Consider the following 13509-nt stretch of genomic DNA (forward strand, 5'->3'; position numbering starts at 1 on the left):
TGGACGTCCCCCCGGGCCGTGGCCCACCCTCCCCTGCTCTCCTCAGGAGCTGCCATGAGCGTGTCCCGCCGCACCCTCCTGCTCGCCGGAGGAACCGCCGCCACCCTGCTGCCTCTCGGAGGCATCCTCCCCGCAGCACAGGCCGCCACCCCGAGCGCCGCCGGAGCGCCCCCCGCCGCCACCCCGATTCCCGACCCCATCCCCGTCACCGGCACCTGGACCCGCACCTCCGACGGCGGCCAGAAGGCGACCGCCGACCGTCGCGGGCCCGCCCTCGCCCTGTCCGAGCAGCAACTCGCGACCAAGGGCACGTACGCGGCCCGCGTCACGCCCCAATCCTCTTCCGCCGTAGGCGCGTTGGTGTTCCGGGCAGCCCTGGACGGCTCGACCGGATACGCGGTCGCCCTCGACCCCGGCCGCGCCCGCATACGGCTCTACGACCTGACCGGCGGCGACACACTCGCCACCGCTCCACTTCCAGGCACGCGGACCGCAAGACCCTATGACCTCGAAGTGGCAGTCGACGGACCCGAGCTGACGGTGCATGTCGACGGCAAGCGGCTCCTCCACACCGAGGACCACCGCCACGACACCGGCTCGGTGGGCCTGCTCGCCCAGGACGGCACGGTCACCTTCGGCCCGCCCTCCCTCTCCTCAGTCACCACCAACCTCACCGGCTGGACCACGAGCGGCGGCACCTGGACGGCGAGTCCGCTGGGCTGGCGCGCGGCCCCAACCCAGGGAGCCACCGCCCGCGCCATCACCACGACCAAGACCTACGACACCGCGCTCCAGGCCGACCTGCTCCTGCACGACGCCTCCGCCATCGCCTCACTGCTGGTGCGCACCGACGCCACGGCCACGCACGGCTACGGCGTCCAAGTCGACGCGGACCAGGGCAGGCTGAGGCTCTACCGCATCGACGGCAACGTCACCCTCGGCACCTACACGACCACCATCAAGGCCGACACGGTCTACCGCCTGCGCGTCGAAGCCGAACGCGACGAACTGCGCGTGCACTGGCAGACCAACTTCCTCTCTCCCGACGGCTACAGCCCCGTCATCACCGCCCAGGACTCCACCCACACCAAAGGCCGACTCGCCGTCACGGCATCGGCCGGCGAGGTGTCCTTCGAGAACATCGCCGGGGCCGATCTCGCCACCGGCCTCCAGGGCTGGACGGCCCGCTCCGGCACCTGGACCCCCGACCTGCGCGGCATCCGCGGCGAGAACGGCCTGCGCACGGCCCCCTTCACCGACGGCGACCTGGTGGCGAGGGCCGACATCACACCCGGCGGCCCCTCCTCCTCTGCCAGTCTGGTCCTGCGCGCGTCCGCGAACGGCTCCGGCGGCTACGAAGCCCGCCTGGAAGCCGGCCGCAACGCCGTCGTCCTGCTGGACCGCTCCTCCGGCACCCGCCTCGCCTCCGCTTCCGGCCCGGTCCGGCCCATCGCGTCCGGCGGCACCTATCGCGTCGAGGCCCGCGCGACGAACAGGAGAATCGAGGTGTACGTGGACGGCGTACGGGCGCTCAAGACCCGCGTGTCCCGAACCACGGGCGCCACCGTCGGCACCGCGGCCGCGCACGGGGCGTCGTACTTTCAGAACGTCGAGGTCCGCAGCACCGCCGAATACTTCACCGAGCCGTACCGCCCCACGTACCACTACTCCCAGCTCAGCGGCTCCACCAGCGACCCCAACGGCCTGGTCTACTACGACGGCGAATACCACCTCTTCCACCAGGACGAGGGCCGCTGGGCGCACGCGGTCAGCACCGACCTCGTCCACTGGCAGGCCCTGCCGATCGCCCTGCCCTGGAACGCCTACGGCAACTGCTGGTCGGGCTCGGCGGTTGTGGACGCCGACGACACCTCCGGTCTCTTCGACGGCGGCTCGGGCCTGATCGCCTACTACACGAGCTATCACCCGGACAAGCCGGGCGGAAACGCCAGCGTGCGCATCGCCTACAGCAAGAACAAGGGCCGATCATGGCAGCTGCACGGCGGCTCGACTCCGGCCGTGCAGAACCCGGGAGGACCCGACGCCGGCTGGACCTTCCGCGACCCGAAGGTCATCCGCGACGAGGCCCACGACCAGTGGCTGATGGTCGTCTCCGGCGGCGACCACATCCGCTTCTTCACCTCCACCGACCTCCTCACCTGGACCCAGGTCAGCTCCTTCGGCTACGGCGACTGGGCCACACCCGGCGTCTGGGAATGCCCAGACTTCTTCCCACTGCCGGTCGACGGCGACAAGGACAAGGTGAAGTGGGTCCTCACCCTGAGCACTGGCGCCGTACGCACCACGAACGGCTCGGCCGCCCAGTACTTCACGGGTGAGTGGAACGGCACCGGTTTCACTCCCGACCAGAAGGCCGGCACCGTCCTGCGCGCCGACTCCGGCCGCGACTACTACGCCGCCATGTCCTTCTACGGCCTGCCCGACCACCGCCGCGTCTGGCTCGGCTGGATGAGCAACTGGGACTACCCCTTCAGCGCCCCGACCGGCGGCTGGAACGGCCAGCTGAGCACCCCCCGCGAACTGACCCTCACGGACACAGCCGACGGCGTACGCCTGGCGCAGCGCCCGGTCCCGGAGCTGGTCACTCTGCGCACATCCACCACAATCCGCAAGGACCTCGCCGTCGGCTCCACCTCCGCGAACCCGCTCGCGGGAGTCCGGGGCATCGCCTACGAGATCGAGGCCGAGATCACCCTCGGCACCGCCAAGGAGATCGGCTTCCGGCTCCGGACCGACGACGACCAGCACACGACAGTCGGATACGACGCCGAGGCCCAGGAACTGTTCGTGGACCGCTCGGCATCGGGCCTGAGCGACTTCACGCAGTACTTCACGGGCCGCACCACCGCGCCGATGAAGACGACCGACGGCCGCGTGACCCTACGCGTGTACGTCGACTCGTCCTCGGTCGAGGCATTCGGCGCGGACGGACAGACCGCCGTGACCAGCCTGATCTTCCCCGGCCCGGACGCCGACGGCATGGCCTTCTACGCCAAGGGCGGCACCGCACACATCGACTCGCTCAAGGTGCACATGCTGGACAGCACCTGCCGCCTGGTGGATCGGGTGAAGCCGCTGGTGGCCGCCCCGACCGGCGGTGAATTCCGCTCGGACCTCGGCAACTTGACGATCACCCCTGTCGGCCGCTGGTCGACGGACAGCGCGGGCCGCGCCGGAAGCTTCGACAAGGACTCCAACGCGATCTCGTCCCGCACGACGGCGGACTTCGACCTCACCACCCTGGTCCGGCTCGGCGGCCCCGACCCGGACACGGGCGGTGCCCTCTCCCTCCTCTGGCGCGCCTCCTCCGACGGCGCCGACGCCTACTGCCTCAACATCGACCCCGACCTGCGCGTGATCCGTCTGGTCGCCAAGGCCAACGGCTTCTTCGACGACGGCGCCGCCCTCGCCCGCGTCCCGGCCCTGGTCCGCCGCGGCACGACCTACCCCGTCCGCATCCTCACCGAGCGCGACCGCATCCAGGTGTTCCTCAACGGCACACGGATCATCGACGTGACGGACACGACATACGCCGATGGCCACATCGCCCTGAATGTGTTCGGCGGGAGGGCGGCGTACCAGGACACCTACGGGCAGGAGCTGTGACCGCTGGTCAAGCCGACCTGTTCCGCGCCAATCGCAGGTGTTGGGTGCTCGGTGAGCGGGCCGACCGGGAGCAGTACGCGCTGTTGTCGGCGCAGGGCATCGTGCGCCAGGCCATAGAGATCGGCGGCCGTCGCGCCATCGTCGGCAGCATCGCCTCCAGCGGCGTCAAGGGCTGACCCCACCTGTCCTTCCCCTTTTTCTGCACCAGGGCAGCGTGTCCGCCCATACGGAGAGGTCCGGCTCGACCTGGGCACCCGCCTGGACATCGGCGCGCTCGGGGCCCGCTCACAGCGCCAGCCCGGCCCTCCAATGCCTGCCGGCCGCGTCCGGTCCTGGCCCAACTGCCGCGCTCACGCCACCCTGGCCGATCCATCCTCCGCGCACTCCCCTTTTGAGTAGTGGCTACCCATCCCGGACGGTCGTCCACCACAGAGACTCAGGCGACCAGCCAATTGGCACCAGGAGGAAGCTCATGACCCAGAACAACCAGGCCGTGGTGCGCCGCGCGGGCAGCATGAACCACAACCAGGCCGTGGTGCGCCGCGCGGGCAGCATGAACCACAACCAGGCCGTGGTTGCCCGCTGACCGGATGAGGCGGCAGCAGGAGGCGCCGCGTGCGTCTCCTGCTGGGGCGGATTGGGCGGGCCGGGTCGGCGCTAAGTGCCGGCCCGGCCCGTGCCATGTGAAGGGCATGACAGTCGCGCTCGCGCGTGGGTGGTGTGGGCGGGATGGACGGGTGGTCTGAGCTGGTGGTCAAGATGTTGCGTCGGTGGACGACGGAGGGGCCGGTGTGGCCGGTTCAGGTGTGGGCGGTGCTGGGGGCCGACGCGTTGTCGGCGGTGGGTTCCGGGCTGACGCTTCCGTTCCTGCTGGTCTACCTGCACACGGTGCGCGGGCTGAGCCTGGGCACCGCGGGGGCAGTATGTACGACGTTGGCGTTGGCGGGCCTGGTGGGCAATCCGCTGGGCGGGGTGTGGGCGGACCGGTTCGGCCCGCGCCCGGTGCTGGCACTGGGATGGGCGACCGCCAGCATGGGGGCGGTCATGCTGGCGACGGTGTCAAATGTGTGGCAGGCGTTCACCGGAGCCGCGGTGGCGGGGCTCGGTGCGGCGCTGGCCTGGCCGGCGCTGGACACGTTGCTGGCCGCAGTGGTGCCGGAGCGGCGGCGCTCGTCGGTGTTCGCGCTGCGGCACGCGACAATGAACGCGGGCCTGGCCGCGGGCAGCCTGCTGGCATCGGTGATCGCGCAGGTCGGGCGCCCGTCGTCGTTCGTGCTGCTGTACGCCCTGGACGCCGCCAGTTTCCTGCTGGCGATCCCCCTCCTGTGGGCCGCCCGCAACCGTCCCGCGGGCCCGGCACCGGTGGCGGTGGACGTCGAGGGCGCGGCCGAAGCCCCGGCCGGCGGCTATTGGGCGGTAGCCCGGGACGGGCTTTTCGTCCGGCTGTGGCTGCTGATCGCGGTGCTGGTCGCGGTCGGCTTCGCGCAGTTCAACACCGCGTTCCCGCTCCTGGCTGTCTCCGCCCAGATGAGCGCCGCGGTGGTGGGCTGGGCATTCGCCGCGAACACGGCCACAGTGACCGCCTGCCAACTGCTGGTGCTGCGCGCGGCGCGGGGCCGGCGGCGCACCGGCGCCATTGTGGTGTTGTGCGCGTTGTGGGCGTGCTCCTGGATGCTGGTCCTCGCCGGCAGCCACCTGGGTATGGGTGTGGGCGCGATGTTGTTCGTCTCGGCCGCGGTGGTCTTCGGCTTCGGGGAGACTCTGTTCGCACCTGCCCTCCCGGCCCTGGTGAACGACATCGCACCCCAGGCGCTACGCGGCCGGTACAACGGCGCTTCCGCGTTCGCTTACACCACCGGGTTCGCCCTCGGCCCGGCCGCTGCGGGCCTGCTGCTCCAGCACGGTCTCGACACCGTGCTGCTCGTCGGCCTGACACTGGCGTGCACTGCGGCGGCAGCCCTGGCCGTCACACTCAGACGCCGGCTCCTGCCCGGCGTTGACATCATCGACCCGCCCGCACCGGACGGCGCGACCGAGCCCGCTACTCCGGCGGCGACCCACCAGCAGGAGGCACCGGCATGACCCCGCAGGACGACGCAACACTGCTGCGGAAGGCACTCACGGCCTGCCTACAGGCGCTGGACGACAGCGACCACCAGGCTGCGCGGCACCTGGCCGACCGCGCCGGAACGCTGGCGGCCACCCTCGGGACACTGGCGCGAGCCAACGCCGTCCTGCTGACCGGCATGGTCGAGCAGGCCGTCGGTGACACCGAAACGGCCGCAGGCCGATACGCCGAAGCCGCCGACCTGGCCGGAAGGCACCTGGCCGAGCCCGACGGCATCCAGCTGTTCCTGCACGCCAGACTCGAACTCGCGGCCCTGCACCGCTCCCGGGGCCGCTACCGCCAGGCCGAGCAGATCCTGCACGACGCCCTGGCCACCTCTGGGGCCTCCGAGCCTGACCCCATGGATCTCGCCATGCTCCACAACGAGCTCGGCATGGTCTCCAAGTACAGCGGCAGCTTCGACCAGGCCGCCGCCTGCTACCGCACCGCTCTGACCCTCCTGGAAAGCGTCCTGCCCGAAGGCGACCCCGGGCTGGCGACCATCTATCACAACATCGGCGGCCTCGCCCACGCCCGCGGCGACTACGCGGCCGCCGAGGAACCGGCCCGCCGAGCGGTCACCATCCGCGAACACGCCCTGGGACCCAACCATCCGGCGGTCGCCGACGACCGCGCCGCACTCGCCCCCATCCTCCTCGGACTCGGCCGCATCGAGGAAGCCGGACACCTTCTCCACGACGCCCTGGCCGTCTTCGAACGCACCCACGGCACCGCCCACCCCGACTACGCGATCGCACTGGGCAACCTCGCCGCCGTCACCCACCAGCTCGGCCGCCACCAAACCGCCGAAACCCTCTACCAGCGGGCCCTGCACACCCTGGAACAGGCCCTCGGCCCGGACCATCCCGACCTCGCCCCCATCCTGGCCAACCTCGCCGAACTCCACCGCACCCTCGGCAACCCCGACCACGCCCACACCCTCGACGCCCGTGCCCGGGCCATCCTCACCGCCACAGTCCGGCCCGACCACCCCACCCTCACCACCCTGACCAGACGCTGAACCCCAGCCCACACCCCGCAGCCACCCGACGGCAGCACGCAACCCGAAGGAAGCATCGGGCAGCCCGCTCCATGTTCCTCGTTTCGGACGGCAGGAAAGCCGAGGTCGACGGTGGCGCCGTCGAGGGAACGCCGGTCGATTTGGGCGATCTTGTCGTTTGCCCCGGCCAGGCTGGCTTGCAGGCCCTCGACCTCGCCGAGCCAGCCTTCGCGTTCGGCTTCGGAGATGCGCGCGATGAGGTTGTCGCGGATCTCCTTGATGCGAAAGCGCTGGTCAGGGTCTGGCCAGTGCATCGAACATCGCAGACAAGCGTGCTCATGAATACAAGGGGTCGAGAAAGCACGGCCGCAGAGCCCGGTGGCGACCTTTCGCCGCTCGAAGTGGCCGAGGAACTTCTGCCACTCTGAGTCGGTGGGGGTGCGGTATTCCTCGCTGGGACGCAAGGATCTGCGGCGGGCGAGGAAGGCCAGGTGGGCTCTGATGGTCTCCTCCGGATAGACCGCCTTGTATCCGATCGTCACGGATATGTCCTGGTGCCCGGCGATTACCTGGGCGATGTGCGGGGGCAGGCCGTTGAGGATGGCGTCGGTGATGAAGATTCGACGGAAGTCGTGCGGGGTGTAGTGCAGCGGGGTGCCGTCGGCCTGGTCGACCAGGCCGGTGCGGGACAGGGCATCGTCCAGCAATGCGCTGACACGCTCGCGGGCGATGCGTTGCGGTTCGGCGGCGACGCAGCGCTGGAACAGCAGCGGGGCTGGCGGCATCCAGACGTGTTCGTGGTAGTCCCTGGCGCGGACCAGCGGGACAGCGCCGCCAACGTCGCGGATCCGGCAGATGATCGCGCTGAGCACGTCGGCCAGTTCGGGGCTGACCACCATCAGCCGTTCGGCGTCGGTTTTGGACGGGGCGATCTGCAGCAGGGGGACGATCTCCCCGGCGGTCGGCAGCCGGTATTGGACCAGACTGTGGTGGCTCAGCTCCAGCATCTCCTCGGCGCGGACACCGGTGTGCCGCAGAACCTCGATGATGGCCCAGGCCCAGAAGGCGTTGTCTTCCTCGCGGTTGAGCAGTCGCCGCTGTCCGGTGGCCAGGTCCTTGGCCCAGACGTTGTCCGGGTTCGCGTGCGGGCGGTGGAGCCGAATCAGGGTCTGGTCGGCGGCGCTGAACTGCTGACCAGGGCTGGCCAGCCGCCCGGCGGCGAGCAGGGCTGCTGAGTCCCGGCGCTGCTGGTCGGCGGAGCGGACGAGGATCGGCAGCACAGGGAGCCGTTCGCGGGTGCGGGCGTCCATCCGGGCTTTGCGCCGCCGGGTGGTCTTGCGCCGGCTCAGGTCCTGCTGGCTGACGGGGCAGGGCGCGACCCACTGTCCCCACCGGCCGGGGTCCTCCAGGGCCCACTGGGCCGACCGTGAAGCCTACAAGCAGCGGAACACAGTTGAGCGGTGTATCAACCGCCTCAAGCAGTGGCGCGGCCTGGCCACCCGAACCGACAAACTCGCGATCGCCTACCAGGCCGCACTCCACCTCGCCGGCATCCTCATCTGGGCCCGACGCTGACCAAAGAGACAGAACCTAAAGCATGTTGCAGAAGGTCGTGTTCGGGCAGGCCAAGCCGGGGCTTCTGCTGCCCTGATCATGCTGCCAAGGCGAGGTTGTGCATGTGGGCGACGGCCTGGACCGCATGGTGCAGGCCGTCGCCGCGCTGCCGGCAGTCGCGGAGGATCTTGTAGTTCTTCATCCGGGCGAAGGCGTGCTCGACGCGGGCACGGACCCGACGATGCTCGGCGTTGTCTTCCTCCTCACCCGCGAGGAGTGGCCGGCCAGGCCGTTTTCGGTGCGGGACGACGAGTCCGGTGTTGATGTAGGCGCCGTCGCCCAGCACCGTGACGCCGTCGCAGTGCTGGGCAAGACCGGAGTTCCGCCAGACCTGGGCATCGGCCCGGTTGCCCGGGGCGGGGCGAGCGGTGGCCACGACCAGCCTGGTGTCGGCATCGATGATGACCTGCACATTTGCCGAGAACCGGTAGTTGCGGCTCGAGGCACCGATCTTCCGGTCGCGGACCGGGACAAGCGTGCCGTCCACGATCCACAGCCGGTCCGTAGTGTCGGCGGGCCGGGGAAAGGGCTCAAGGGCGAGGAGGGGCCGCAGCCGCTGGATGACCCGGCACACCGTCGCCGGCGAGACGGCGAACAGCGGCGCGAGCTGTCGCATGGTCAGGTTGGTGCGGTAGTAGACCGCCACCAGCAGCACCCGATCTGCCAACGGCAGGCACCACGGCCGGCCGCCGCCAGGACCGTTGCCGCCCCGCTCCCGCACCACCCGTAACAAGCCTTCGAACTGCCGCATCCGCAGGCCCGTGAACGTCTCGACCCACAACGGATCGGCCCTCAACACCCCAGCCATACAAGGGGAATGCCCTGATCACGGCCTTTTGGAACACGCTTTAGCAAAGGCGGGGAGGGCGGCCTGGAGCGTGGCATACATCGGCATGAGGTCGTCCAGGCCGACGAGGTGCAGTGGCCGCTGCACGGGTGGGGAAACGTTGGCAAGGCGGAGCCAGTCGTCGCTGTCCTGCGCGGCATGGTCGGCGTAGACGAGGAAGGAGATGCCGCTGCAGTCCATGAACGTGACGTGTTCGAAGTCGATGACCGTGCAGGGTGCGCATTTCTCGCCTGCGCCGCTGTCGAACGCCCAGCCCACGAAGGGCACGCTGCTGTAGTCGATGTCCCCGCTCAGCGTCAGGACGTGCACGCCGGCAGGGGTGGTGTGCTGAGAGACGGCCAGGGGGGGATACGTGCATGTGACCACCTCGTTCTCCCTCCGGCGATCCACGCGACAGAGTCGGCGTCCTGACCCCACGCAAGCCCATGAGCGGTCGCATGGTTAACAAAATCCGGGTTCGTATACCGCGCCGCTCCATGAAGGCGCGGGGCCGGTGACGAGGGAAGTGAGGCCCGCACCGTGCGGAGCTCGTTCCCCGTTGATCACGGATGAGAAGCCGGTAAGAGCTGACGATGCAGCACCTGCTGGGTGGCCGGGCCGGCAGCACGGTGGCCGACCGCGCCCGGTAGCACCCGTGTCATCCGGCTGGTGGCCGAAGCGACCATCGACCGCGTCCCCGACGCGTCCCGCCCCGCCGTCATCGGCCGCGCCTCGTGCTTCCACGCGCTCGAGTGCAGCCGGCCGGCGTGAAAAGCGGGAGTGGTGTGGCTGGGGTCCGGTGGTTGGAGGTGCAGATTCCGCTGCTTCACCGGGCCCCAGCTATGGGGTCTGGTGCCCGAGAAGATGGTCGTTACACGATTTGTCGGAAGGGATGTGACGTGGCGGGACATGGCTGTGGGCCCCCGGACTGCCTCCGGGGGCCCACAGGAAGGCTGCTGTTGGCCGGGTCACCAGCGATACCAGCGGCCTTTGCGTCCGCCGGTGCCCGCACTGCGCATGACGAAGCCCAGCAGCCAGACGACCAGCACGATGACGGCGATCCACCACAGTGCCTTCAGCGCGAAGCCCGCACCGAAGAGGATCAGAGCCAGAAGCAGAACGAGAAGCAGGGGAACCATAGTTATCAACCTCCGCTGCTCCTGGTGCCCGGCGAATCGAAGAGCACACGGCTCATTTACCTGGTTTTTTCGCTGCTCTTGCGGGCAGTGGGACCGGACCCTCCACTGGCGGGGCACGCAGATGACGGTGACGTTCACACCCCGTCAGGCTGCTGCTGGCGGTTCCACAGCCTGTTCAGTGCGCGGTGATCCCCGTGCCGGCAGATCAACGTGGCCACCGGCTACGGAGGGGGTCGAATCCCCCGCATCTCTGGAGGACCGGAGTCCGACGACTGCGAGCGGGCCTCGGCGGCAGCTGGCACCGGACCCGCCTGGGGCGCCCCGTAGACGAGCTCGTGCGGCGTGGGCGCGGCTCAGCCTGGCGCGTCGGCAGCACCACGTATGCAGCTGCGGAGCGGCGCGCGGCGTTCACTAAGGATCGGCCGCAGCCTCTATTTGCATCGCCCGCTGCGGGCCTCGACGGGACTGCCCCGCCACCGTTTCCGCACCGCAGACGCCTTGTCCGGCCGGCGACTCAGCGACGCCGTTCCTCGGGCCACGGCCGGAACCTCCGACGCCCCCAGTCCTGCGCCTGCTCCGTCATACGGCGGCGCAACCACACCATCCACAACCCCAGCGGCGTAGCCACAAGGGCAGCCAGCAGGGCGGGGCCCCAGCCAATTCCACCGTTCGCGAATCGGATCAGGACCGCCAGCAGTCCGTAGAACGCCAACGCGAGGCCTGCATTCTTCATCCACTTCGGCATCCCGCCCAGGTACCTCGATATCGTCGAACACCTTCACACGTGGTGACCGAGCTGGCCCATCCCGCAGATCCGTGGCGAGAGTGGTAGTTCACCTACGAGCCGGTCATCCGGCGTCTTACTGATCGTTTCACAATGACGTGCGGAGTCGTCGGAGGCAGATGATGCTGCAGGCCAGTTCCAAGAGGCCTTGGTGGAGGTCGGCACGGCGTTCGTAGCGGGTGCGCAGTCGTTTGAGCGCAGTCGTTTGAACTGGTGGAGCCAGGCGAAGGTGCGCTCGACGACCCAGCGGGTCTTGCCCAGGCCGGATCCGTGGGCGACGCCGCGTCGGGCGATGAAGGGCTTGATGCCGCGCTGCCACAGCCTCCGGCGGTACTTGTCGTAGTCGTAGCCGCGGTCGGCAAACAGCCGCTTGGGCTTGCTGCGCGGACGTCCTCGAAGCCCCGTATTCGGGGGATCGCGTCCAGCAGCGGGATCAGTTGCGTCACGTCATGCCGGTTTCCGCCCGTCACGGACACGGCCAGCGGGGTTCCGCGGCGGTCGACGATCAGGTGGTGCTTGGAGCCGGGACGGGCTCGGTCGACCGGCGACGGCCCGACGTGATCCCCCCTAATCCAGTGCGTAAGCAGACGGGACCATGCAACGACCCGGGGTAACTGCTCGCCCAGGACAGCGAATGCCTGGATCCCCCCTGGCCGTCAAGGCCTCCTCAACCCGCGACACTCACAACTCCGTTTGCGCACAAGTTTCCTGATGCCTCATCGGGTCACTCGCGGGTAGCGGCCGGAACAGTTCCGGCCGGGACGGGAGATCTGATCATGAACCGGATACTGCGGCGGTCGGCCGCAATCCTGACCAGCGCCACGGCGATGGCGGCACTGCCCTGTGTGACCGCAGCCGCCGCCCCCGCGCAGGCCCAGCCCTGCGTGCAAAAAGTCGCCGTCGTCAACAACGCGGGCTTCGTCCTGTCCTGGACCGCCTCGGCCCGCACCGGCGAACAGTCGGCCTCCACCGGCGACTATCCGATCAACCAGACCAGGATCATCGACCTGTCCACCACCGCCTTACCCGAGGGAACCGACATCCGCCCCTACGTCGAGGCGGTCGGCGGGACCAACGAGTACGGCAGCTCCTACGTGTCCTACTGCGACAACGGCCAGACGGCCACCTACACCGTCACGGGGACCACCTTCGACTACTCGGTCGCCCTGCTGACCTGACAAGCCGTATCTTGCCCCGATCGACGGGTGAGTGTCCGGCCGCTTCGCCTCCGCCGGGCGCCTTGGTGATCGCACCGTCCGCGGTGATCTGCACTAGCACGAGGCCGACGATCCGGTCGTAGGCCTCAAGTGCGAGCTGTTTGAACTGGGCGAATACGCCGAGGCGTATCCACTCGTCACGGCGGTTGCGGATCGTCGTGGCCGAGCAGGTGGTATCGACAATCGCCTCGTAAGAGCAACCGAACCGCAGGAGCTGGAGGAGCTTGTCGAACACGATCCGGTCGCCGATCCGTCGGCGGTGACAGCCCAGCGGATGGTCCGGATGGAAGACCGACCGCTCGGGCAGCAGCGCCGAGAATTGGTCCCAGAGCGCGTCGGTGAGCCATGCTGGCAGTACAGGCACAGGTCTCCTCAGTGATCACAGAGCGTCGCAACTCCATGATCATTCGAGACCTGTGCCTGTCCTGCTGCCGGGATCTACTCGTCGCCTATCTGCATGAGTTCTAAGACCGTGTCCTACATGGCCAGTTGACAGTTGTCCTGGGCATGGGGAGTGGACGGTGGGGATGGATCGTTCCGGACGGACTGTGGGAAATATGGCCGTCCGGTGGAAGAGATCTCCGGTGACGTGGCACCTGCCCCAGCCCATACTGACCACCCCGACCGCCGACCCCGCCCGGCTGGGCCGCGGAACCGAAATGGGACGGCTACCGCGCCCAGCTCGCCCGCTACGCCCATGGCCGCATCCTGCTGTGCTCCCGCCGCGGCACCGATATGACACCGTCGTTCCCCGAGATCCGGGCGGCGGCCGCGCAGCTGCCCGGCGACACCGGCCTGGACGGGGAACTGGTGGTGTGGGAGGAAGGCCGACTCGCTTTCGAGCGGCTCCAGCAGCGACTGCCCCGACGGGGAAGTGCCGGGGCAGCGGCCGCGACGCGATGGCCCGCCCACCTCGGCTTTCGATGTGCTCCACCTGGCCGGTACCGACACAACGATGTGGCCGTACCACCGGCGCCGGGCCGCCCTCGAGGAACTCTTCACCAGCCAGCAACTGAACACCCCGTGGACACTGACCCCGTCGACCACACAGGCGCACACGATAGGCGGGCACGCCGTATCGCGTTGTGCATTGCAGTGCAATGCACAACACGCGGCCCGGCCCGGCAGGATGACCCGCATGACCGAAGCCTGGGCAGCCATCATCGCCGCCGTAGCCGCCGGCCTCCTCGCCTTC

At 69.3% G+C, this 13509-nt stretch carries 8 protein-coding genes and 5 pseudogenes; 7 read left to right on the plus strand and 6 right to left on the minus strand.

Annotation, left to right across the window (positions count from 1 at the left end; translation table 11 throughout):
• The first annotated feature begins 54 nt into the window (after nucleotides 1-54).
• The 4 genes from OG736_RS46305 (at nucleotide 55) to OG736_RS46320 (ending at nucleotide 6755) form a co-directional block, all read left to right on the plus strand.
• Nucleotides 55-3627, plus strand: a complete 3573-nt coding sequence (locus OG736_RS46305) for a glycoside hydrolase family 32 protein (RefSeq protein WP_327188187.1) — start codon at nucleotides 55-57, stop codon at nucleotides 3625-3627.
• Nucleotides 3624-3803: a hypothetical protein gene (locus OG736_RS46310; protein ID WP_327188188.1), complete on the plus strand. Its 180-nt coding sequence runs from the start codon at nucleotides 3624-3626 to the stop codon at nucleotides 3801-3803. Before OG736_RS46305 ends, OG736_RS46310 begins: the two co-directional genes overlap by 4 nt.
• 553 nt (nucleotides 3804-4356) lie before the next feature.
• The gene (locus OG736_RS46315; protein ID WP_327188189.1) at nucleotides 4357-5709 is read left to right on the plus strand and encodes an MFS transporter; all 1353 of its coding nucleotides are present in this window, start codon (nucleotides 4357-4359) and stop codon (nucleotides 5707-5709) included.
• On the plus strand, nucleotides 5706-6755 hold the full coding sequence (locus tag OG736_RS46320) for a tetratricopeptide repeat protein (protein ID WP_327188190.1): 1050 nt from the start codon (nucleotides 5706-5708) through the stop codon (nucleotides 6753-6755). The genes OG736_RS46315 and OG736_RS46320 overlap by 4 nt, the downstream gene beginning before the upstream one ends.
• Nucleotides 6756-7258: 503 nt before the next feature.
• Here the strand turns inward: OG736_RS46320 and OG736_RS46325 are convergent.
• A pseudogene (locus tag OG736_RS46325) lies at nucleotides 7259-8044 on the minus strand (tyrosine-type recombinase/integrase); the annotation flags it as partial.
• A 112-nt stretch (nucleotides 8045-8156) separates the two neighbouring features.
• Between OG736_RS46325 and OG736_RS47475 the strand changes: the two are divergent.
• Nucleotides 8157-8309 (plus strand): annotated as a pseudogene (locus tag OG736_RS47475) (IS5/IS1182 family transposase); the annotation flags it as partial.
• A gap of 76 nt (nucleotides 8310-8385) precedes the next feature.
• Here the strand turns inward: OG736_RS47475 and OG736_RS46335 are convergent.
• From OG736_RS46335 to OG736_RS46350, 4 genes and pseudogenes are all read right to left on the minus strand, one after another.
• Nucleotides 8386-9156: a transposase family protein gene (locus tag OG736_RS46335; RefSeq protein ID WP_327188192.1), complete on the minus strand. Its 771-nt coding sequence runs from the start codon at nucleotides 9154-9156 to the stop codon at nucleotides 8386-8388.
• An 18-nt stretch (nucleotides 9157-9174) separates the two neighbouring features.
• Nucleotides 9175-9504, minus strand: coding sequence for an STAS domain-containing protein (locus OG736_RS46340; protein ID WP_327188193.1), 330 nt, complete (start codon nucleotides 9502-9504; stop codon nucleotides 9175-9177).
• A gap of 638 nt (nucleotides 9505-10142) precedes the next feature.
• Nucleotides 10143-10313 carry a DUF5670 family protein gene (locus OG736_RS46345; protein ID WP_020131495.1) on the minus strand — a complete coding sequence of 57 codons (171 nt, stop codon included), beginning with the start codon at nucleotides 10311-10313 and terminating at the stop codon, nucleotides 10143-10145.
• A gap of 872 nt (nucleotides 10314-11185) precedes the next feature.
• Nucleotides 11186-11663: pseudogene (locus OG736_RS46350) on the minus strand (IS5 family transposase); the annotation flags it as partial.
• A 210-nt stretch (nucleotides 11664-11873) separates the two neighbouring features.
• On the opposite strand from OG736_RS46350, the gene OG736_RS46355 reads away from it, so the two are divergent.
• Nucleotides 11874-12275 carry a hypothetical protein gene (locus OG736_RS46355; protein ID WP_057603766.1) on the plus strand — a complete coding sequence of 134 codons (402 nt, stop codon included), beginning with the start codon at nucleotides 11874-11876 and terminating at the stop codon, nucleotides 12273-12275.
• Here the strand turns inward: OG736_RS46355 and OG736_RS46360 are convergent.
• Nucleotides 12268-12678: pseudogene (locus OG736_RS46360) on the minus strand (transposase); the annotation flags it as partial. The gene OG736_RS46355 and the pseudogene OG736_RS46360 overlap by 8 nt on opposite strands.
• Before the next feature lie 335 nt (nucleotides 12679-13013).
• Here OG736_RS46360 and OG736_RS46365 point away from each other — a divergent pair.
• A pseudogene (locus tag OG736_RS46365) lies at nucleotides 13014-13130 on the plus strand (ATP-dependent DNA ligase); the annotation flags it as partial.
• Between the last annotated feature and the right edge of the window lie 379 nt (nucleotides 13131-13509).

The sequence above is a fragment of the Streptomyces sp. NBC_01334 genome, from assembly GCF_035983595.1.
GTDB lineage: Bacteria > Actinomycetota > Actinomycetes > Streptomycetales > Streptomycetaceae > Streptomyces > Streptomyces coriariae.

Bases quoted from the DNA above. Each gene is read 5' to 3' on its own strand.
- OG736_RS46305 (WP_327188187.1), top strand. From the start codon at position 55: ATGAGCGTGTCCCGCCGCACCCTCCTGCTCGCCGGAGGAACCGCCGCC.
- OG736_RS46335 (WP_327188192.1), bottom strand. From the start codon at position 9,156: ATGGCTGGGGTGTTGAGGGCCGATCCGTTGTGGGTCGAGACGTTCACG.
- OG736_RS46320 (WP_327188190.1), top strand. From the start codon at position 5,706: ATGACCCCGCAGGACGACGCAACACTGCTGCGGAAGGCACTCACGGCC.
- OG736_RS46345 (WP_020131495.1), bottom strand. From the start codon at position 10,313: ATGGTTCCCCTGCTTCTCGTTCTGCTTCTGGCTCTGATCCTCTTCGGT.
- OG736_RS46315 (WP_327188189.1), top strand. From the start codon at position 4,357: ATGGACGGGTGGTCTGAGCTGGTGGTCAAGATGTTGCGTCGGTGGACG.
- OG736_RS46355 (WP_057603766.1), top strand. From the start codon at position 11,874: ATGAACCGGATACTGCGGCGGTCGGCCGCAATCCTGACCAGCGCCACG.